Source organism: Zeaxanthinibacter enoshimensis (assembly GCF_004362865.1).
Classification (GTDB): Bacteria; Bacteroidota; Bacteroidia; order Flavobacteriales; family Flavobacteriaceae; genus Zeaxanthinibacter; species Zeaxanthinibacter enoshimensis.
Window position 1 is genome coordinate 185784 of the sequence record NZ_SNYI01000003.1, and the last position, 21603, is coordinate 207386.

General features: G+C 48.0%; 17 protein-coding genes. 10 read left to right on the top strand and 7 right to left on the bottom strand.

Going from position 1 to position 21603, the window contains the following annotated elements:
* The first annotated feature begins 12 nt into the window (after nucleotides 1-12).
* Both CLV82_RS12500 and CLV82_RS12505 read left to right on the top strand, forming a co-directional pair.
* The gene (locus CLV82_RS12500; RefSeq protein WP_133644688.1) at nucleotides 13-1764 is read left to right on the top strand and encodes a TonB-dependent receptor; all 1752 of its coding nucleotides are present in this window, start codon (nucleotides 13-15) and stop codon (nucleotides 1762-1764) included.
* Between the two features lie 111 nt (nucleotides 1765-1875).
* The gene (locus tag CLV82_RS12505) at nucleotides 1876-2994 is read left to right on the top strand and encodes an OmpA family protein (protein ID WP_133644689.1); all 1119 of its coding nucleotides are present in this window, start codon (nucleotides 1876-1878) and stop codon (nucleotides 2992-2994) included.
* Here the strand turns inward: CLV82_RS12505 and CLV82_RS12510 are convergent.
* Complete coding sequence (locus CLV82_RS12510; RefSeq protein WP_133644690.1) at nucleotides 2988-3770, bottom strand: NIPSNAP family protein; 783 nt, start codon at nucleotides 3768-3770, stop codon at nucleotides 2988-2990. The two genes, CLV82_RS12505 and CLV82_RS12510, sit on opposite strands and share 7 nt — an antisense overlap.
* A 112-nt stretch (nucleotides 3771-3882) precedes the next feature.
* Between CLV82_RS12510 and CLV82_RS12515 the strand changes: the two genes are divergently transcribed.
* From CLV82_RS12515 to CLV82_RS12525, 3 genes are all read left to right on the top strand, one after another.
* The gene (locus CLV82_RS12515) at nucleotides 3883-5208 is read left to right on the top strand and encodes an MFS transporter (protein ID WP_133644691.1); all 1326 of its coding nucleotides are present in this window, start codon (nucleotides 3883-3885) and stop codon (nucleotides 5206-5208) included.
* Nucleotides 5209-5284: 76 nt separating this feature from the next.
* Nucleotides 5285-6040 (top strand): NYN domain-containing protein, encoded by a 756-nt coding sequence (locus CLV82_RS12520; RefSeq protein ID WP_133644692.1) that lies wholly within the window; start codon nucleotides 5285-5287, stop codon nucleotides 6038-6040.
* 83 nt (nucleotides 6041-6123) lie between these two features.
* Entirely contained in the window at nucleotides 6124-7752 is a 1629-nt protein-coding gene (locus tag CLV82_RS12525) for an amidohydrolase (RefSeq protein WP_133644693.1), read from the top strand.
* 65 nt (nucleotides 7753-7817) lie between these two features.
* Here CLV82_RS12525 and CLV82_RS12530 read toward each other — a convergent pair whose 3' ends face one another.
* Nucleotides 7818-8354, bottom strand: coding sequence for a DUF2911 domain-containing protein (locus CLV82_RS12530; RefSeq protein WP_133644694.1), 537 nt, complete (start codon nucleotides 8352-8354; stop codon nucleotides 7818-7820).
* Nucleotides 8355-8599: 245 nt separating this feature from the next.
* Here CLV82_RS12530 and asnB point away from each other — a divergent pair, with 245 nt between their 5' ends.
* The 3 genes from asnB to CLV82_RS12545 all read left to right on the top strand — a co-directional run bounded on the left by asnB (nucleotide 8600) and on the right by CLV82_RS12545 (nucleotide 13513).
* Complete coding sequence (gene asnB, locus CLV82_RS12535; RefSeq protein ID WP_133644695.1) at nucleotides 8600-10270, top strand: asparagine synthase B; 1671 nt, start codon at nucleotides 8600-8602, stop codon at nucleotides 10268-10270.
* Nucleotides 10271-10487: 217 nt separating this feature from the next.
* The gene (gyrB, locus tag CLV82_RS12540) at nucleotides 10488-12428 is read left to right on the top strand and encodes a DNA topoisomerase (ATP-hydrolyzing) subunit B (protein WP_133644696.1); all 1941 of its coding nucleotides are present in this window, start codon (nucleotides 10488-10490) and stop codon (nucleotides 12426-12428) included.
* A 71-nt stretch (nucleotides 12429-12499) separates the two neighbouring features.
* Nucleotides 12500-13513 (top strand): DUF6588 family protein, encoded by a 1014-nt coding sequence (locus CLV82_RS12545; protein ID WP_133644697.1) that lies wholly within the window; start codon nucleotides 12500-12502, stop codon nucleotides 13511-13513.
* A gap of 155 nt (nucleotides 13514-13668) precedes the next feature.
* Here CLV82_RS12545 and CLV82_RS12550 read toward each other — a convergent pair whose 3' ends face one another.
* Nucleotides 13669-14040, bottom strand: a complete 372-nt coding sequence (locus CLV82_RS12550) for a hypothetical protein (RefSeq protein WP_133644698.1) — start codon at nucleotides 14038-14040, stop codon at nucleotides 13669-13671.
* 262 nt (nucleotides 14041-14302) lie between these two features.
* Here CLV82_RS12550 and mdh point away from each other — a divergent pair, with 262 nt between their 5' ends.
* Together mdh and secDF are read left to right on the top strand one after the other, a co-directional pair.
* A complete protein-coding gene (gene mdh, locus CLV82_RS12555; RefSeq protein ID WP_133644699.1) occupies nucleotides 14303-15229 on the top strand; it encodes a malate dehydrogenase in 927 nt (308 codons plus the stop codon).
* Nucleotides 15230-15472: 243 nt separating this feature from the next.
* Nucleotides 15473-18433, top strand: coding sequence for a protein translocase subunit SecDF (gene secDF / locus CLV82_RS12560; RefSeq protein WP_133644700.1), 2961 nt, complete (start codon nucleotides 15473-15475; stop codon nucleotides 18431-18433).
* Nucleotides 18434-18495: 62 nt separating this feature from the next.
* Here the strand turns inward: secDF and CLV82_RS12565 are convergent, their stop codons facing one another.
* The 4 genes from CLV82_RS12565 to yidD all read right to left on the bottom strand — a co-directional run bounded on the left by CLV82_RS12565 (nucleotide 18496) and on the right by yidD (nucleotide 21579).
* Entirely contained in the window at nucleotides 18496-19746 is a 1251-nt protein-coding gene (locus tag CLV82_RS12565; protein ID WP_133644701.1) for an ATP-binding cassette domain-containing protein, read from the bottom strand.
* 59 nt (nucleotides 19747-19805) lie between these two features.
* Nucleotides 19806-20291: a DUF192 domain-containing protein gene (locus CLV82_RS12570; RefSeq protein WP_133644702.1), complete on the bottom strand. Its 486-nt coding sequence runs from the start codon at nucleotides 20289-20291 to the stop codon at nucleotides 19806-19808.
* Nucleotides 20284-21234, bottom strand: coding sequence for a prolipoprotein diacylglyceryl transferase (gene lgt / locus CLV82_RS12575; RefSeq protein WP_133644703.1), 951 nt, complete (start codon nucleotides 21232-21234; stop codon nucleotides 20284-20286). Before lgt ends, CLV82_RS12570 begins: the two co-directional genes overlap by 8 nt.
* 123 nt (nucleotides 21235-21357) lie before the next feature.
* Nucleotides 21358-21579, bottom strand: coding sequence for a membrane protein insertion efficiency factor YidD (yidD, locus tag CLV82_RS12580; RefSeq protein WP_133644704.1), 222 nt, complete (start codon nucleotides 21577-21579; stop codon nucleotides 21358-21360).
* Nucleotides 21580-21603 lie beyond the last annotated feature (24 nt).

Here is a 21603-nt window from a genome sequence, read left to right on the forward strand (position 1 = left end):
GTGGAAATGAAAATGAGACCATTAAACATATTGATACTTGCCATGCTTTTCCTTGGAGGGAAAAGTGCTCTGGCACAGGAGGAACAACCCATAGGAACGGAGACGGTCACCGTGGTCAAACCATATTCGCCCACGGTTTCTGACGCCTTTAAAATCAGACCGGAGCCGGTGTTGACAGATTCGATCACCCTGCAGAAAAAACCTATAGAGTACACTATTTTTTCTGTGCCTGTAGCCTCTACTTTCAGCCCTTCCAAAGGCCGTGCCGCCCAGGTGGAAAAGGAGGCCCCGGAATCATTATATAATTCATACCTGACCGCTGCTGTAGGCAATTTTAATAATGCTCTGGTGGATTTTTATACCAGCCACGAAATGGACCAGGGAGATAAGCGTTTTGATGTTAGTCTCAACCATTTTTCTTCCAGGGGAGACATAGAGAACACCCCTCTGGACACCGATTTTTATAACAGCAGTCTTGGCCTGAACTATACCCAGAAAGCCAGTTCCCTGAGTTGGGGAGCCGGGATAGAAGGAGGTCACCGCCTGTATAACTGGTATGGGATCCCTTCAGATATTTTCAGTGAAGCCACAGTCCAGGGAATGGACGAATTACAGCAGTATTACCACGCCGGGGTGCAGGCCCATATTGAAACCGAATCTTCTTTCTTTAAAAGAGGAGATATCCTTTACCGTCGTTTTTGGGATGCCGCCGATTCTGGTGAGGATCGTGCAGTTTTTAAACCCCGGTTCCAGGTTCCCCTGGAAAACGATGCCCTTTACATCAGTGGGAAACTGGATTATGTGGGAGGCAGCTTTGCTAATGCAGATGTCAATAACCCGGAGAATACTACCGGGATAGATTACAGCCTTCTGCAGGTTGGTCTCAATCCCAGCCTGGAGATGAAAGGTGATAATTATACCCTGAACCTCGGGGCCAATTTTGTCTACGGGCAGGACCTGGAAAATAATGACAGTAATTTCTATATCTATCCTTCAGTCAGGGCTTCCTACAGGCTACTGGAGGAATCTGCCATTGTGTATGTTGGAGTTGAAGGAGAGCTGGACCAGAACTCTTATTACGATTATACGGTGCAGAACCCATACATGTCGCCAACATTGCAAATTGTGCCAACAGACAGGCAGTACGATGCTTTCCTGGGGCTGAAAGGACAACTTTTACCTAACCTGAGTTACAATTTTAAAGGATCCTACACCGCGGAGAATCGTAAGCCGTTGTACCTCTTAAACGCTATCAATGAATTCCGGGATGATGAGAAATCTTACCATTACGGGAATTCCTTTGAAGTTTTCTATGATGATGTTAAGACTCTCGGACTCTTCGGAGAACTGAATGTAGATGTAAACCGGAATTTCAGCCTGGGGGTGAATGCCGCTATCTATGATTACAACACCGAGACCGGCAACCCTGCCTGGAACCTCCCGAATACAGAAGCCAGCCTCTTCCTGGATTACCAGATAGGAGACCAATGGTACGTAGGTGGAACACTGTTCTACGTAGGAGAGCGTGAGGATCTTGCCACCGAAGTAGTTACAACTACCTTTCCAAGCGAGCCGAATGCCGTCTTGCTTACCCTGGACAGCTACTTTGATGCCAATGCCCATGTAGGCTATCGTTTCTCAGACCAGTTCTCAGTATTTGTCCGCGGAAGTAACCTCGCTGATAACCAGTACCAGCGATGGGCTAACTTCAGGGTACAGAGTCTCCAGGTCCTGGGTGGATTGACCTATAAGTTTGATCTGTAATGGTTTAAACTGTTGGTGAAGTTTGCCCTGCTATTTAGACCCTACGTCGATGAGGTACGGCTGGCTGGCAGATAATTGACTAAATTGGTCAGTGAAAGACGCTTTAAAGCGATGCAACTCAACCAAAATAAGACATTCTTATTCACCTTTTTGTGCTTTAGCTTCTGCCTGAGTGCGCAAAACCTGGTGCAGAACCCCAGTTTTGAAAAGTATCACAGCTGCCCTGAACGCTTGGGTAATTTTCATGCTGATGTGCTAGGATGGTCTGTTCCTACTGATGGTTCAACCGATTATTTTAACGGTTGCAGCGAAGTCATGGGTACGCCTGTTAACTTTAACGGGAAACAGGGGGCCGACTTCGGGAAAGGCTACGCGGGGCTTTACCTTTATGCGCCTAATGATTACCGGGAATACATACAGGCGGCTTTGACCGAAGCTCTGGTGGAGGGCGTCACCTACAGGGTGTCTTTTTACGTGAGCCTGGCAGAAAGATCCGACTTTGCCGTAAAAGACTTTGACCTGTGTTTTTCTGTTAATCCTATCACTGCAAAGACCTCTAAGGTATTGTCCAAAATGCATCTCTACAGGGACGTGGAAAATACCTATACCTTCCTGGAAATAAAACACAGCGGGTATTTTTCCGATACCCGTGACTGGCACCTGATACAGGGAGAATTCGTGGCCGGGGGTGATGAGCGTTACCTTACCATTGGCAACCTGAAGAGCAATAAACGTACCCGTATCCACCATCGTAAAAAGCGGGCAAAACAGGGAGCCTATTACTACCTGGATATGGTGAAGCTAGAGATGGCAGATAAGGAATTCCGGCCGGAGGCCAGGAACAATACCGAAAATTACGTGGTAGGGGAGTCAAGGATATTCCGTGACGTGCTGTTCAACTTCGATAAATATGCACTTTCGCAGGCAGCAGAAACAGAATTACTGCAGCTCTACAATTTCCTTCAGGAAGAGCCCGGCTTAAAGGTCGTCATTAAGGGTCATACTGATAATATCGGGACGGCAGAGTATAACCTGGCGCTGTCTCAGAAGCGATGCGCGGTGGTGGCTGATTATTTGCAGAGCCTTGGATTGTCCGGGGAAAGGATAGAGTGGTCAGGTAAAGGAGGTGCTCATCCCATTGCTGATAACAAGACCGAAGCCGGCCGGAAACGCAACAGGCGGGTAGAGTTTATGCTGGTTGACAAGCCACGGGTTAACCAGGTTCAGTAATCCGAATAGGGAGTAGGATGTAGTAGCATAATATCAGCCTTGTTCACATTATGCTGGTATTTAGGATCGCGTTCCAGTTCTTTCCAGGTTTCAGATTCAAAGAACTCTTTCCAGAGCTGGTCCCGGGTCTGCCTGTCCTCGAAGGTGGTCATGTACATCAAGTTTGGCATCCTGGAACCGGAGATCACCTCTCCGTAGAAAACAGCGTTAAATCCCAGCTTTTCAAACAGGGCTATCTCACCCCCTTCGTTGAACATATGGAGTTTATTCCGGTATAGATCGGGCGTGGGAGATTCGTAACTTCTCAGCTCGTAAATGCGGTCTTTCCGTGGCCCTTCCAATGCAGGTTGTTTCATGATCGGCATCCCTTTAAATGCTTTCATCACCGTTGTAGTCAGTTTATAGAAAGCCGGGCTGTCATAAGGCGCACCCAGGAATGGGGTCGCGGTCTTTTGGTAGAGTTCATCCTTTTGCAGGGATTCATTCAATCGTACTATTTTATCCAGGGAAGACAGGGGGTAAAGAACGTAGATATGTCGCAGACTATCTGGGTCGCTATCACCCGGGCGATCCTTGAATACGCCGATAGAAGTGATCCCGTTTCTTTTGAGTGCAGGGACCAGGGCCTCTTCCATATAAAAATCTATCAGCCCCTCCTGGGTAGGATTGCTATAGCTGTAGTCTTCCAATAAGTAGTATTGCCGGGTTGCCTGTGCACTAAGTGAATCAGCGAGGCAAAAAAACAACAGTAAGATAAGTGGGGTGGTAAATTTCATCAATACATGTAATAGTATTAGAATATACGTAATTTCTGCACTTAAGGATGCCTTGAACTGCCGGCTTCGTCTAACGTTTTAAATCTGTTACTTTTGCCCTTCACCAGTACTCATGAGCGAACAGGTTAAGAAATACTTGATAGATCCGCGCCAAACACCCTTTTTCTATGGATACCTGATCCTCTTGATCGGGACCATAGGTATCTGGGCCAGCGTTCCCGGGCAGACGATCGGGGTTTCTGTATTTACAGACCCTGTAAAAGATGCCCTGGGACTTTCGCGTAACCAGTTCAGTAACGCTTATATGCTGGGAACTATCCTGAGTTCACTGGTAATCGGGAAGGCAGGGGTCTGGTTTGACCGGTACGGTGCCAGGATCGTGGCCTTTGGCGCAGCCCTTACCTTAGCACTGGCCCTGGTGCTGTGTTCCTTTGCAGTTCATATGAGCGAATTTGTAAAAGAGCTCCTGGATGTAAATAGCTGGATGGTACCCTTTGTACTGATGATCGGCCTGTTCTTTATGCTGAGGTTTGCCGGGCAGGGGGTTCTGACCATGGCTTCGCGTAATGTGATCATGATCTGGTTTGACAAACACCGTGGCAAAGTGAATATGTTCAGCAGCATTGCCCTCTCCTTTGGCTTCTCTGCTTCTCCTTTATGGCTGAATGCGCTGATCGAAACAGAGGGATGGGCGGGGGCCTGGCGTTACCTGGCTGCAGGCCTGCTCGTAATTGCTCTCCTGATACTGGTATTTTATAAGAATAGCCCGGAAGCCTATGGGTTGTTTCCTGACGGAACCCGTTCCGAGGAAGAGCAACAGGAGAAAATAGCCCGGGCACTTGCGCAGAAACAATTTACCCTGAAGGAAGCGAGGCGTACAAGGGCTTTCTGGATGTATGCCCTGATCCTGGCCTTCAACAGTTTTTTTATTACCGGTTTTACTTTTCACGTAATTTCAATATTTGCGGATGCCGGGATGCCAAAAGAAGAAGCCATTGCTATTTTCCTTCCCTGTTCGGTGGTCTCAGTTTCGGTATCCACCCTGTTCAATTTCCTCAGTGATTACGTCCGCTTAAAATGGTATCTCTACCTGATGATCCTTGGCGGTTTCTGTGCCGCAACCGGCTTACTATTACTCTCGGCTCCCATAGGAGTTGTGCTGGTTATCGCCGGGATCGGGATCCTGGGTGGATTCTTTGCCGTCCTGAATGCCATAGCCTGGCCGAGGTTCTTTGGTCGGAGCAACCTGGGGGCCATCACCGGGAAGGTGATGTCGCTGCTCATCCTTGGAAGTGCCCTGGCACCACCGGTTTTCAGCTGGTATTTTTCTACCCTGGGATCGTATAAATTACTGGCTTACCCGGCCATGGGCTTCCTGCTGTTCCTGGCTGTGGGAGCTCTTAAAGCAGACAATCCCCAGGAGAAAATCAAAGCATAACTACCCGGCAAAGCTTTATCCCCGGATGCGCTGTTAATTGCGGAATTCCATGTATTTTGCAGGAAATATATTAAATATGGACAATCGACTGGCAGTATTGATAGACGGGGATAATATCCCTTCTGCCTATGTTAAGGAAATGATGGAGGAGATCGCCAAGTACGGTAACCCGACGATCAAGAGGATTTACGGGGACTGGACTAATCCCAGGCTCGGGAAATGGAAGCAGTTATTGCTGGAGAATGCGATCACCCCTATACAACAGTATGGTTATACCACCGGCAAGAATGCTACGGATTCAGCCATGATCATAGACGCCATGGATATTCTCTATACAGGGGATGTAACCGGGTTCTGCATTGTTTCCAGTGACAGCGACTTCACTAAACTGGCCACCCGTTTAAGGGAGGCCGGGAAACAGGTCTACGGGATAGGGGAGAAGAAAACCCCGAACCCTTTTATCGTGGCCTGTGATAAGTTCATCTATATCGAGATCCTGAAGAAAGAGGCCCAGGATACCTCGACCCCGAGTTCCAGCAAATCCTCTTCCAAAAGTGATGTTGATAAAATTACTCCGAAGCAGATCAAACTGATCGCCGATACCATCGAAGATGTTGCGGATGATGACGGGTGGGCATTCCTCGGGGATGTGGGCAGTTTGCTACAGAAGAAACAACCCAACTTTGATTCCAGGAATTACGGTTTCCAGAAACTGACCCCGCTGATCAATTCCATTGACGAATTCGAAATAGAACGCCGGGAAGATTCCAAGGGTCGCAAGAAACTCATCTACGTAAAGATCAAAGAAAAGAAATCCAAGGGACGCAGGTAGTGCACTTGCGCCCGGTATCCAAAAAATACTATCTTCCGGTTTTAATTTTTGTGGAAAGAAATTTCTGCTAAACCATCCAAGACATGATTCGATTAAAATGGTTCACGGTGCTCCTGCTACTGGGGCTCACCGCTTGCTCACCTTCCAGGGAAACGGCCGATACCCTGGTCATTAATGCTAACGTTTATACTGTAGACAGTGCTTTCAGTAAAGCAACTGCTTTTGCTGTAAAGGATGGGCGGTTTATCGCTGTAGGTAACGATGAGGAGCTGCAGGAGAGATTCAGCGCAGGGGAGATATTTGATGCCGGGGGGAAGACTATCGTCCCGGGTCTGATCGATGCTCATTGCCATTTCTACGGGCTGGGACTTAACCAGGAAGTAGTAGACCTTACCGGAACCAAAAGTTACGAAGAGGTGCTGGCGCGAGTAAAAGCTTTCCAGCAGGAACGGAATTCAGATTTTATCCGGGGACGTGGCTGGGACCAGAATGATTGGGAGGTAAAGGAGTTTCCGACGAGTAAGGAATTGGACGAATTATTTCCTGATACCCCGGTCGCCCTGGAACGGGTCGATGGTCATGCTTACCTGGTGAACAGTGCGGCAATGAAAATGGCAGGCATAGGACCGGACACTGCAGTGCCTGGGGGCGAGGTAGTAAAAGAATCCGGCAAGCCTACCGGGGTCCTGGTTGATGGACCTATGGCTCTCGTGGATGCCATTATGCCTAAACCTGATAAGGAAACCATAGTGCGGGCCCTGAAAGCTGCGGAGAAAATTTCGTTTGATTACGGGCTTACCACGGTAAACGATGCGGGCCTCGACCGTTCCGTGATCGAAATCATAGATAGCTTGCAGCAGGCCGGGGAGCTCCGCATGAGGGTGTATGCCATGGTGAGTAACAAGCCTGAGAACCTGGATCATTTCCTGGAACAGGGGATACTGAAGACAGACCGTCTTAATGTCCGCTCCGTGAAAGTTTACGGGGATGGAGCACTGGGCTCCAGGGGTGCTGCACTTAAAGCACCTTATTCTGACAAGCCTGGGCACTTTGGCGCCATGGTTACTCCTGTAGCCGATATCCGGGCATTAGCTAAAAGAATTGCGGCAACAGAGTACCAGATGAATACACATGCCATTGGAGATTCTGCCAACGCCGTGATCCTGGAGACCTATGCCGAGGTGCTGGCGGAGAAAGAAGATCCACGTTGGAAAATAGAACATGCCCAGGTGATCGCCCCCGGGGATTTCGATTATTTCGGGGAAAAGATCATCCCCTCGGTACAGCCGACCCATGCCACCAGCGATATGTACTGGGCAGAAGACAGGCTGGGTGCAGAAAGGGTGAAAGGTGCTTATGCCTTTAAGGACTTGCTTCAGCAATCCGGCTTACTTGCCCTGGGAACAGATTTCCCGGTAGAGCAGGTAAATCCATTCCACACATTTTATGCAGCCGTGACCCGGCAAGACCTGGAGGAATATCCTGAAGGAGGTTTTATGCCATCCCAGCTCCTGGAGCGGGAAGCTGCGCTTAAGGGAATGACGATCTGGGCTGCCTATTCCAACTTTGAAGAGGATGAAAAAGGAAGTATAGAGGCAGGTAAATTTGCCGATTTCGTGATTTTGGACAAGAACATTATGGAGGTGCCGGGTAACGAGATTCCAAAATTGAAAGCTGTTAAGGTCAGTGTGGGCGGTGAATGGGTTAAATAAGGAGACTGTAAGACATAAAAAAAACCGGGGTAATTGCCCCGGTTTTTTTGTACTGTAAACGATAGTTAGAAACTTAGAGGTACGGCCACCCTGGTCTTGCCCCAGCCCATGACCATGTGAGCGCCATTATCTACTTCTTTAAAAGCAATAGAAAAAGCTTCCAGGGATTCAGAGCCCTCGCTGACACCGGCTTTTAGCCGGGCAACATCTCCTGCTTCGTCGTAGGAATAAGCTCCCCACTGGTTGAGGTTCTTGTTAAGGATCACGGTCCACTCTTTTTCGCCCGGGATTGTGAACAGCGAATACGTTCCTGCTTTTACTGAATCTCCGCCCACCTGGGTGTCCTGGTAAAAAGTGATCTCTGCAGATTCGTTGGCGCCGGTTCTCCAGACGGTTCCCACGGGGGCCAGTTCAGACATGGACCTGCCTTTAAGTTGTGGCCGGCTGTAGACCACCTTCACTTTCTTGTCTGCGATCTTGTAGCTGGAGGGATAAGTGGCTATGTCAGCCGGACTTTTATCGAGTCCGCTGAATTCCTGTGCCGCAACCGGGCTCGCCACAAAGGCCGCAATTAAAAGGATAAGACTTGCAATTTTTTTCATGGTTAAAATTTAGTGTTCGTTAATACTGAGCTGTTCTGTCGCTATAAATATAATACCCTTGCAAATTGCAATGGTCTTCCAGCTTACAAAAGATACGTATTTCTTCACTTATGGGTATTTTACACTAATGATCTGATTGTAAAACGATTTAATATATTATGATTTATAACCAATAAACGATTTTATGTTTGTAATTATAAATGATAAGTTCATCTTTGCTTATATATTGTTTAAAATATAACAGCATGTGTGGAATAGTATGTGCCTTTGATATAAAGGAAAGTAGCGAGGTCTTAAGACCCCAATTATTGGAAATGTCTAAAAAAGTCAGGCATCGCGGTCCGGACTGGAGCGGGATCTATGCCGATGAGAAAGCGATCCTGGCCCATGAGCGGCTCGCCATTGTAGACCCGGCGTCGGGAAAACAACCGCTGCTCAGTGAAGACGGTAAGCTGGTACTCGCTGCCAATGGTGAGATTTATAACCACAGGGAGCTCCGCAAACAATTTGAAGGGCGGTACAAGTTTAAGACGGCCTCGGACTGCGAGGTGATCCTGGCCCTGTACAAGGAAAAGGGAACGGACTTCCTTGACGAGATGAACGGGATCTTTGGGTTCGCTATTTACGACAGTGAAAAGGACGAATATTTCGTGGCCAGGGATCATATGGGGATTATCCCGCTCTATATGGGTTGGGACAAAAACGGCACCTTCTATGTCGCTTCCGAGCTAAAAGCCCTGGAAGGAACCTGTACCAGGATCGAACTGTTCCCGCCAGGGCATTACCTGCACAGTAGTGACGGGGAACTGAAACGCTGGTACAAGCGCGACTGGATGGAGTACGAGGCTGTGAAGGACAACGAGACCAGTATAGCGGCTGTCAGGGATGCCCTGGAAGCTGCAGTACACCGGCAGCTGATGTCTGACGTGCCCTACGGCGTATTATTATCCGGCGGATTAGATTCTTCCGTTACCTCGGCTATCGCCAAGAAATATGCAGAGAAGAGGATAGAAAGCGATGACACCACCGAAGCCTGGTGGCCAAGGTTGCATTCTTTCTCTGTCGGGCTTGAAGGTTCGCCGGACCTTGCTGCGGCACAAAAGGTTGCCGATCATATAGGAACGGTGCACCACGAGATAAAATTTACCATACAGGAAGGGTTGGATGCCATCAAGGATGTTATCTATAACCTGGAAACTTACGATATCACAACCATCCGTGCGGCAACCCCTATGTACCTGATGGCCCGGGTGATCAAATCCATGGGGATCAAAATGGTGTTGTCCGGCGAAGGTGCCGACGAGTTGTTCGGAGGTTACCTCTATTTCCACAAGGCACCCAATGCCCGGGAATTCCATGAAGAAACGGTCCGTAAACTGGATAAGCTGCATATGTACGACTGCCTCCGTGCCAACAAATCCCTGGCAGCATGGGGTATAGAAGGGCGGGTTCCCTTTCTTGATAAGGAGTTCATGGATGTCGCAATGCGCATCAACCCCCAGGATAAGATGATCAACGGGGAGCGGATGGAGAAATGGGTGGTTCGTAAGGCATTTGAATCCTACCTTCCCCAAAGTGTCGCCTGGAGGCAAAAAGAACAGTTTTCTGATGGGGTAGGCTACAGCTGGATCGATACGCTGAAAGAAGTGGTAGCCATGGAAGTGAGCGATGAGCAGTTGGCAAACGCCAAGTTCAGGTATCCTATCCAGACACCTACGACCAAAGAAGAATTTTATTACCGGTCTATCTTTGAATCTCATTTCCCGAGTGATGCCGCTGCGCTGAGTGTTCCCCAGGAACCCTCTGTGGCTTGCAGCACCCGTATAGCACTGGAGTGGGATGCGGCATTCAAAAACATGAACGAACCCTCCGGTAGGGCTGTGGCAGCGGTTCACGCTGATGCATACCACAAATAAGTACACGGTTTAGTCCGATAGATTTACCAGCTATTTAAAGCACCCTTTCCCGGGTGCTTTTTTTATGTTCTTTTTCCTGGCTTTCCCCGTGTTCAATTTTCCACATTTTATGTTGATAACTTGACACACTAAAATCGGTCAAAAGGCTATATTTCATAGGGTATTGCTTATATTTGTGGGATTGCAATAAATAGAACGAAACAACACCATTTTTTCCATGAGCGAAGAAGCAAAAAAGAACACATATTCTGCCGACAGTATTCAGGCATTGGAAGGTATTGAGCACGTGCGGAAACGTCCGTCCATGTATATCGGGGATGTAGGCGTCAGAGGTCTGCACCACCTGGTGTATGAAGTGGTCGATAACTCCATTGATGAAGCCATGGGTGGTCACTGTAACAGCATTAAGGTGACTATCAATGAAGATAATTCGATCTCGGTAGAAGATAACGGCCGGGGTATCCCCGTAGACCACCACAAGAAAGAAGGGGTTTCTGCCCTCGAAGTGGTAATGACGAAGATCGGTGCCGGGGGTAAGTTTGACAAGGATTCCTACAAGGTATCCGGTGGACTCCACGGTGTTGGGGTATCGGTTGTAAACGCCCTGTCTACCCACTTACAGGCTACAGTTTACCGTGATGGTACGATCTGGCAGCAGGAGTACGAGCGCGGAAAGGCGATGTACCCGGTCAAAAGCATTGGGGAGACTGACCTGAGGGGAACCGTGGTGACCTTTCGCCCGGACCCGGAGATCTTTACCCAGTCTGTGGAATATATGTACGATACACTCGCCGGCCGGATGAGGGAACTTGCCTACCTGAACAAGGGAGTGCGAATCTCGATCACCGACAAACGTGAAAAGGATGATAAGGGCGAATTTGTACACGAGGAGTTCTATTCTGAAGAAGGACTGAAAGAATTTATAAAATTCCTGGATGGGAACCGCGAACCCCTTATACAGAGCGTGATCTCCATGGAAGGTGAAAAGAATGATATTCCCGTGGAGGTAGCTATGGTCTACAACACATCGTACACGGAAAACCTTCATTCTTACGTAAATAACATTAACACCCACGAAGGGGGTACCCACCTTTCCGGGTTCAGGAGGGGACTTACGACTACCCTGAAGAAATACGCGGATGCTTCCGGAATGCTCGATAAGATCAAATTCGAAGTACAGGGGGATGACTTCCGAGAAGGGCTTACGGCCATTGTATCGGTTAAAGTAGCAGAACCCCAGTTTGAAGGGCAGACCAAGACAAAATTGGGTAACCGCGAGGTTTCCGCAGCAGTAAGCCAGGCGGTTTCAGAGATGTTGACGGATTACCTGGAAGAGCACCCGGATGACGCTAAAATAATAGTGCAGAAAGTGATCCTTGCGGCCCAGGCCCGCCATGCGGCTACCAAGGCACGGGAAATGGTGCAGCGGAAAACGGTAATGAGTATCGGGGGATTACCCGGGAAATTATCCGATTGCTCCGAGCAGGATCCTACCAAATGCGAGGTATTCCTCGTGGAGGGTGACTCTGCAGGTGGTACGGCAAAACAAGGCCGGGACAGGAATTTCCAGGCTATCCTGCCGTTGAGGGGTAAGATCCTGAACGTGGAGAAGGCCATGCAGCACAAGGTTTTTGAAAACGAAGAGATCAAGAACATCTACACGGCCCTGGGGGTGACCATCGGGACAGAAGACGATAGCAAGGCGCTCAACCTGGAAAAACTCAGGTACCACAAAGTAGTCATCATGTGTGATGCGGATGTGGACGGTAGCCACATCGAGACACTGATCCTCACCTTCTTCTTCCGGTATATGCGCGAACTGATCGAAGGCGGGCACGTCTATATCGCCACGCCTCCGTTATACCTTGTTAAAAAAGGGAATAAGAAACGTTACGCCTGGAACAATAAAGAGCGCGACGAGATCGCAGAAAGCTTCAGCGGAAATGTCAGCATTCAACGATATAAGGGTCTTGGAGAGATGAACGCCGAGCAATTGTGGGATACCACCATGAACCCGGAGTTCCGGACCCTGAGGCAGGTCACTATTGATAACGCCACCGAATCCGATCGTATCTTCTCCATGTTGATGGGGGACGAGGTGCCGCCGAGACGGGAATTTATCGAGAAGAATGCCGTTTATGCGAACATTGACGTATAACAATCCATAGTTACACAACAAAAACCTGCACCTCTGGTGTGGGTTTTTTAGTTTTGGTCAAAACTGTAATTATGAAAAAAATGATCCTGGCGGCTGCCATTATTGGCAGTTCCGCATTAAGTGCACAAACCAGTGCCAATAACCTTCTGGCTGCAGGAGTCGAAGATGCAGAACGGTTTATGACAGATTACCTGTCTCCCGTCTCCGAGGCATCCATCTATAGTATTTCTTCCGGCTGGTTCAATTCGGCCAGCGCCAAACCCTTGGGTGGATTCGAGATCTCCGTGATCGGGAACCTTACCGGGTTTAAAAATAAAGAAGATAAAAAGTCATTTATCCTGGACACCTCCGAATACGAGAACCTGCAGTTCCAGGACGGTAGTACCTCCAAGGAAGTGTCTACAGCCCTGGGTGATATAGAAGGTATCGGGGTATTTGTAGAAGCAGAGGTTGCTCCCGGGATAACGGCAAGGGAGGATTTTGAACTTCCTACAGGTCTGAGCTCGGAGGGAATCGATTTTATACCCTCAGGTTACTTGCAGGCTAGCGTGGGACTGGTCAAAGGTACAGAGATCAAAGCGAGATTCCTGCCTAAGATACAAACAGACGAGGTGAGTATCGGGCTCTACGGGATAGGGCTGCAGCACGAATTTACTTCCCATCTCCCTGCAGACAAGCTCCTCCCGATCGCAATATCCGGGCTGATAGGGTATACCCACCTGGACGGTACATACGACTTTACAAACACAAGTATTATTGATGGGGAGAACCAACGGATTGATGCCGCTATCAATTCATGGAATTTCCAGGCGATAGTCTCCACCAGGTTGCCGGTGATCAATTTTTACGGCGCCCTTGGTTACCTTAGTGGTACTTCGACTACCGATGTTCTGGGAACTTACCGGGTACAGTCAGGCCCATTCCAGGAATCCTACACAGATCCTTTCAGTATCGAGAAAAAAGCAAGCGGGGTTACGGCAAACCTTGGAGCCAAACTTAAACTCGGTTTTTTCCGCCTGAATGCTGATTACAGCCTGGGTGAATTTAACAATCTTTCAGTAGGGGTCAATTTCGGATTCCGTTAATCGTATTTAACCAAGCTACCTAAATTCCCGGGACACCTGTTGGTGTTGCCGGGATTTTTTTTACCCGGACCAGACAGCCAGTCAGAAGCTGGTCAAAATAAAAGCAGTCTTCCGTAGAAAACTGCTTTTTGGCATATATGGGAAAATTTGGGGCCTTATTCTCTGAAGGCAATCACATTGCCTTTCTCATCTTCCAGGTAAGTTCCTTCCGGGGTCTCTCTCATGGTCACCACCTGTTTCTCAAGATCGGTTCCTGGATACGTGATGGTGTAAAATCCATCGGCATACTCCCAGCGGAAATCGGTTTTGATCTCCAGCGTACTGCCGTTATACTTGTGGTAACGGCCCAGGTAAACATCGTTGAAGATCCATTCCTGTTTTACGGATTCCTTTTCGGTATCACTGTTGTTATTGATCTGCTCCTGGACCCAGATCCCTATAACAGGATCATTATTGTCGGGGACGCGTGTACAGTTACTCACGGCCACAATGGTCAAAAGCATAACGAGGGAAAATAACTTTTTCATTAAAGTAGGTTAGTTATGATTTGGGTCCTATTAGAACGAACCCTTTTTCCATAGTATTGCCGCGATTCGATGTACTGCACAGGTTTTACGAAAATTTTCGTTGAACTGCACATTTGTCCAAATTTTGCTCGATAAACTGCATTAATTAAAGGGTGGCTGCAGGACAAAACTCTGCAGTCTTATAATGCATTTCTGCCGGGGTTTTAGTTAAAAAATCAGTATTTTTGGCAGGCAAGAATATAAACCTAAAAATATACCACACATGAAAGTTACCATCGTAGGGGCAGGGGCCGTAGGGGCCAGTTGCGCAGAATATATCGCGATCAAGGATTTTGCATCGGAAGTAGTACTGCTGGATATCAAGGAAGGATTTGCGGAAGGAAAGGCTATGGACCTGATGCAGACCGCTTCCCTGAATGGCTTTGACACCAAGATCACAGGAGTTACCAATGATTATTCCAAGACTGCCGGTAGTGATATCGCAGTGATCACTTCGGGAATTCCAAGAAAACCGGGGATGACAAGGGAAGAACTGATCGGGATCAATGCCGGGATCGTCCAATCTGTGGCAAGCAGCCTGTTAGAGCATTCCCCCGATGTTACGCTTATCGTTGTGAGTAACCCTATGGACACCATGACTTACCTAGTCCATAAAACCACAGATATCCCAAAGAATAAGATCATTGGAATGGGTGGTGCCCTGGACAGTGCACGTTTCAAATACAGGCTGGCACAAGCCCTGGAAGCGCCTATTTCTGATGTAGACGGGATGGTGATCGGTGGTCATAGTGACACCGGGATGGTACCGCTGACAAGGCATGCCACCAGGAATAGTGTAAAAGTTTCAGAGTTCCTTTCAGAAGACAGGCTTAACCAGGTCGCTGAAGATACCAAGGTAGGAGGAGCGACCCTGACCAAGTTACTGGGTACAAGCGCATGGTATGCTCCAGGCGCAGCCGTTTCTGCACTTGTACAGGCCATCGCATGCGATCAGAAGAAAATGTTCCCATGTTCGGCCTTCCTTGAAGGGGAATACGGACTTAACGATATCTGTATAGGGGTACCTGTGCTTCTCGGGAAGAACGGTATTGAAAAGATCGTGGAGATAGAACTGGATGAGGCTGAAAAAGCGAAGATGAAAGAAAGTGCAGAAGGTGTCAGCAAAGTAAATGAGCTGCTGCAATTCTGATTTTCCAGAAATAATAAAATAAGGAAGCCGGGGTCAAATCCCGGCTTTTTTTGTCGAAAATCGCTCAATTTGATACACTTTTCAGTGCAATTAATACCTTATTATATAAGGTGACCACTTAAGCATAGTGTTAAAATATTATCTTCGACCGCAAGCAAAATAAATAAATTGTCAATTCTTGGTGTAAATCATATATTTGCACGCTATTTACCAACACCATCTAATAAAAAAAACGAGTGACCCATGCAGAATAAAGGTCTGATAAAGCTTTTTGCTTTTTTGTTCGGGATTGTAAGTATTTACCAACTTTCCTACACATTTATTACCAGTAAGGTGGAAAACGAGGCAGCAGATTATGCAGCTTCAGTGATCCCGGCAAGCGAAGAAGATTACGTTGCCAAACGAGAGTCGCTGGAGGCTCGTTACCTGGATTCCATCAGCTCTGAGCCTGTCCTGGGTTATACGACTTACGAAGAGGCCAAGAAAAAAGAATTGAATAAGGGACTCGACCTGAAAGGTGGTATCAACGTAACTCTCCAGATCTCTGTCAAGGACATTCTGAAAGGACTTGCAGACAACACTAAAAATCCTGTTTTTAATAAGGCGCTGGCTATGGCCGATGCTGCTTCTAAAGACAGTGATGATACTTACCTGAACCTGTTCTTTGATGCATTTGACGAGATCAAAGGAGATACCAAACTGGCATCCCCTGATATCTTTGCCAATAAGGGACTGAGTGACGAAGTTAATTTCCAGATGACCGATGACCAGGTTAAGCCAATCATCCGAAGGAAAATTGACGAATCTATCGTATCTGCATTCGAGGTACTGCGCGAGAGGATCGATGGTTTCGGGGTGACCCAGCCAAACATCCAGCGTGAAGGAACCTCCGGTCGTATCCTGGTAGAATTACCTGGTGCAAGGGATATCGCCCGTGCACAGGACCTGCTTTCAAGTACTGCCCAACTGGAATTCTGGGAAACATACGAGCCCGGTAACCAGGCTTTGATCGGCTTCTTTATCGAAGCTAACGAGCGGTTAAAGAACATCGTGGGTGATGCGGAAGCTAAAACAGTAAAGGAAGAATCAGAGATCGATTCACTTTTGTCTGATGTAGCCCAGGATACACTGGACCTTGGATCGCAGAACAATCCTTTATTCGAGAAATTACAGCTGAATGCTCCTGGTTATGCCATTGGTGTAGCGGCGGTGAAGGATACTGCACAGATAGGTGAGTGGTTAAGAATGCCTGAGATCAGGAGATTATTACCTGCCGAAGTGCAATTCACAAAGTTCCTTTGGGAACGCCCAACCCAGGGTGCTGAAGTAGCTTCCTTATACGCACTTAAATCTAACAGGGACAACGAGCCCCGCATCAGTGGTGATGTGGTTAGTGATGCCCGTGCCCAGTTTGACCAGTTCAACCGCCCTGCAGTAGGAATGGATATGAACGTTCGTGGAGCCAAGGAATGGGAAAAATTGACTAACGAGGCCAACCTGAACAATACAGGGATCGCCATTGTCCTGGATAATAAAGTATATACTGCTCCCGGCGTATCGCAAGTTGGAGGAATCTCAGGGGGAAGTTCAGAGATTACCGGTACCTTTACGGTAAACGAGACCAAGGATATCGCAAACGTACTCAGGGCAGGTAAACTACCCGCTTCTGCAGATATCATTGATTCTTTCGTAGTAGGACCATCCCTGGGACAGGAGGCTATAGACAGCGGATTTACATCCTTCCTGATCGCGATGGTACTGGTACTAATCTGGATGATCATGTACTATGGTAAGGCAGGTGCCTTTGCTGATGTTGCCCTGGTCTTCAACATTGTGCTCATTTTCGGAGTACTGGCCAGCCTCGGGGCTGTGCTTACGCTGCCCGGTATCGCTGGTATCGTACTGACAATCGGTATGTCTGTGGATGCGAACGTACTGATCTTTGAACGTATTAAAGAAGAGCTTGCCAAAGGAAAAGGAAAAGGACAGGCCATAGCCGATGGTTTTGAGAATGCACTTTCTTCTATCCTTGATGCCAACATTACTACCGGTCTTACCGCGCTTATCCTGTTAGTGTTCGGTTCAGGACCGATCAAAGGATTCGCTACGACCCTGATCATTGGTATTCTTACCTCTTTATTCACAGCGATCTTTATCACCAGGCTTTTGGTAGACTGGTATATTTCCGGGAAAGGACGTTCCCTGGATTTCAGCACTACCCTGACCAAGAACCTGTTCAAGAATATCAACGTAAACTTCCTGGCAAAACGAAAGATTGCATACGTAGTCTCTTCTATCCTGGTAGTTGTCGGTGTGGTTTCTCTCGTTACCCAGGGACTGGACCAGGGGGTTGATTTCGTCGGTGGACGAAACTACCAGATCCGTTTTGTAGACCCGGTGAGTCCGTCAGAAATTACCAGTGAACTTACCGGGGTGTTGGGAAGCGCTAGTGCTAAGACCTACGGGGACGCCAACCAGATCATGGTGACCACAAAATACAAGGTAGACGTACAGGGTACTGAAGTAGACAATGAAATTCTTGGACTTCTTTTCAATTCCCTGCAGAAGTACCTTCCGGATGGTGCAACATACGAGGATTTTGTTCCTGGTGGTACCAACGATAATATTGGGGTGATGAAATACCGTAAGGTAGGTCCTACCATTGCGGATGACATCAAGAAAAACGCATTACTTGCAGTGATCGGTTCATTGGCAGTCGTATTCCTTTATATACTGTTGCGATTCCGTAAATGGCAATTCTCACTGGGTGCTGTTGCAGCGGTATTCCACGATGTGATGATCGTACTGGGGATTTTCTCCCTGACCAGCAAGTTTATGCCTTTTAGCATGGAAATAGACCAGGCGTTCATCGCGGCTATCCTGACGGTGATAGGATACTCCCTGAACGATACGGTGGTAGTGTTTGACAGGATCCGTGAGATCATCGGGGAGCGAGGCTGGAAAGCCGGTGAGAACACCAACCTGGCACTGAACAGTACCTTAAGCCGTACCCTGAACACCTCGCTTACTACCCTGGTAGTACTACTCTCTATCTTTATCTTTGGTGGAGAATCGTTAAGAGGATTTATGTTCGCAATGATCGTAGGTATCATTGTGGGTACTTATTCTTCCTTGTTCATCGCAACTCCTGTGATGTTCGATACTCTTAATGCTAAAGTGAGGGAAGGAAAGGTAAAAGAATAACCTCTTTTTCAGATATAAATAAAACCGCCGTGCCCCTGGGGAACGGCGGTTTTTTTATGAGGTCAGGGAAGTATTACTTTCCCGGTTGAGCCCGCCGGGGTCATGGTGAGCTCAAAAATCTTTTCAGGACGCAAGCCTTCTTCTTTCCTGTGGGAGACGTAAATGATCGCGGTGCTGCTCTGTTGTGCCATGGTATTGACCAATCGTACCAACAGTTCAGCACTCTGGTCATCCAATCCGGCAGTTGGTTCATCGAGTATTAATAAGGGTGGATGCTTCACCATTGCCCTGGCACACATGACCAGTCGTTGTACCCCCTCTGAGCATTCGTGGAAATAATCATCCTTATGGGACTCGAGCTCCAGGAATTTAAGCCATTCCCGTGCCAGTTGCTGTTGTGCTGCCGAGGGTTGGGTATACAGCCCGATAGAATCGGTCAGCCCTGATATGATCATATTTTCAAGACTGTGGTATCCCCGGAATCGATCAACCATGGCCGGGCTGAAATAGCCCGTATGCTCCTTCAGGTCCCAAACCGTTTCCCCGCTTCCTTTCTGGTACCCGAACAGCTCTATGTCCTCTCCGTATGCTTTCGGGTTATCCCCGTTGATCATTGATAATAAAGTAGATTTCCCGCTGCCGTTCTTCCCGCTGAGTTGCCAGTATTCTCCTTTCCTGATCTCCCAGCAGATATTATTCAACACAGGTTTCTTTCCATAGGCCACCGATACCTTGTTAAATCGAACCAGGAGCTCCTTCTCCAGGTCTGAACGAGCAGGGGGTGGAGGGATTCTTCGCTTACTCTGAGCAGCTGGCTTCACTCCTGTGGATGCTCCATATTCTTGATTTTCGATCTTTACCAGCCGGTCGCCTTCCAAAAAAGCCTGGTGGGAAGCAAAGGGGAGCATATCTGATCTTCTGCTCAACACCTGTATAAGGGGTAATTCCGCAGACAATTCGGTCAGGAGATCTGCCAGGGAACGGGCCGAGTCAGAATCAAGGTTGTCAAAAGGATTTACGATGATCAGGTAGTCCGGTTGCTTGTTGAGCAGGAAGTTTAGCAAGGCCTTTTTACGTTCCCCGCTAGACATGGTTCTCAGCTCCTGCTGGTCCGGGCCGGATAGTATATGCTGATCGTGCCGGGCTTCTTCTTCCAGGAAATGGTCCACTGCACTTTTGGAAAACAGGGCTCCTTCTTTTCCTGCAAAAGGTTTAAAATCCTCCGGGGGTTCACCATCCATCAGGGAAGAAATAAATTCTCCTTTCCGGGAATTATTATCCGTAAATACAGCCCAATGTGGAAGTCTGCTCATATTCTGAAGCATTAAGTGCCGGCACGCTGTAATTCTAAAGTTTCAAGAAGTGAACCGGTCTAGGGAGCCGTCTTCCTGAAAGCGATACTGTCGCCTGCCTCAATGCCCAGTTCCTGGCTCAGGCCGGCGTTGATCTCCAGTACGTACTGTACAGGAACGCCGGAACTGATACTGGTCTCATTATAGGGTTCGGCATTTTCCTTGATCGATGCCACTTTCATATCGCTGGTCAGGTATAATATATCAAGTGGGATCTGGGTGTTCTTCATATAAAAACTGTGAATACGTTCATCCGGGAATATAAACAACATCCCCCTGTCCTTTTCCATGGATGCCCGGTACATCAGCCCGGTCTGGGTTTCATATTCATTGTCAGCGATCTCGATGTCAAAATTACCGATAAGACTGTCTGATGAATTCCGGTATACCTGTAATTCACCTTCTTTGGTAAAACTGATCGTTTTGCTGACCACTTTTGCTTTAGGCTCTTCCTTGCATGATAAAGCAAGACAAAGAACCAGTAGTAATATTAAACCTCTAACCATTGGATAGTTTGTTTAAACGGTTTTTACGGAACATAAAATAAAGCCCGATAATGATAAAAGGTATACTCAGCCACTGCCCGGTGGAGAGCAGGCCCAGGGACTCCTCGAAACCACCCTGGCTCTTCTTCACGAACTCTACGAAGAAACGCACCGTCCAGAGTAAAACCAGGAAGGTTCCGAAAAGGAAACCTGATTTATTCTTTTTATCCGTATGCCAGTAAAAATAATACAAGAGGAAGAAGACGAAAATATAACAGATGCCTTCGTACAATTGTGCCGGGTGGCGAAAGGGAATTGCCTGGAGGTATTCCGAGAACTGGGGCTTGTTTTCCAGGGCGTGGTAGGCAGCATTCACTGTTCTTTCGCCGGTTATTTCCATGGCCCGGTAAGCGGGCATGTCATCAGAATCCCTGACAAACCTGGTAGCGAGGGCAAAAGACGGATCCGCTTCTTTCCCGTTGATCTCCGAGTTGAAGAAATTTCCGAGTCGCACGCAGAAGGCGCCGATGGAAACCGGGATCACGAGCCGGTCCAGTATCCAGAGTAATTTCATGTCCGGGTATTTTCGGGTATATAACCACATCCCGATGATCACACCAATGGCCGCGCCGTGACTGGCCAGTCCGGCAAAGCCTGAAAAGGTATAACCATCAGCGGTTTCCCTTATCGGGAGGAGGATCTCCATGAGATGATCCTGGTAATAAGCCCAGTCATAAAAGAAAACGTGTCCCAGCCGTGCTCCCAACATGGTGGCCACTACGGTATAGATGAAGAGAGAATCCAGCTGCTCCATGGTCTTCTTCTCGTTCTGGAAGATCTTCTTCATCAGGTACCATCCCAAACCGAAGGCTATGATCCATAGCAGGTTATAATATTTGATCTGGATAAATCCTAAGCTGAATAGGGTGTCGTCGGGGTTCCAGGTAAAACCTAATGCGTACATGCTGGTTGTTTTAAGGCCCTAAGATAATAAAATTGACCAGAGGGAAACGGGTGTTGAAAGGGGATATATTGCCGCTATCAGCTATGGGGGAAAAGAACTTGCCGGCCAGGATAAGATCCCTTCTCAGGGGACGGGATCATAGCCGTGTCCACCCCAGGGATTACAGCTGAATATACGTTTCAGGGATAACCATCCTCCCTTGAATAAGCCATGCTTCTGCAGGGCTTCCAGGGTGTACTGCGAACAGGTGGGGGCATAGCGGCAGCTGGCAGGGGTTAAAGGGGAGATAAACCGCTGGTAAAACCTGACCAGCAGGACGAACGGAGCTATCAGGATCTTTTTCATAGGGCGGCTATATCTGGATAAGAT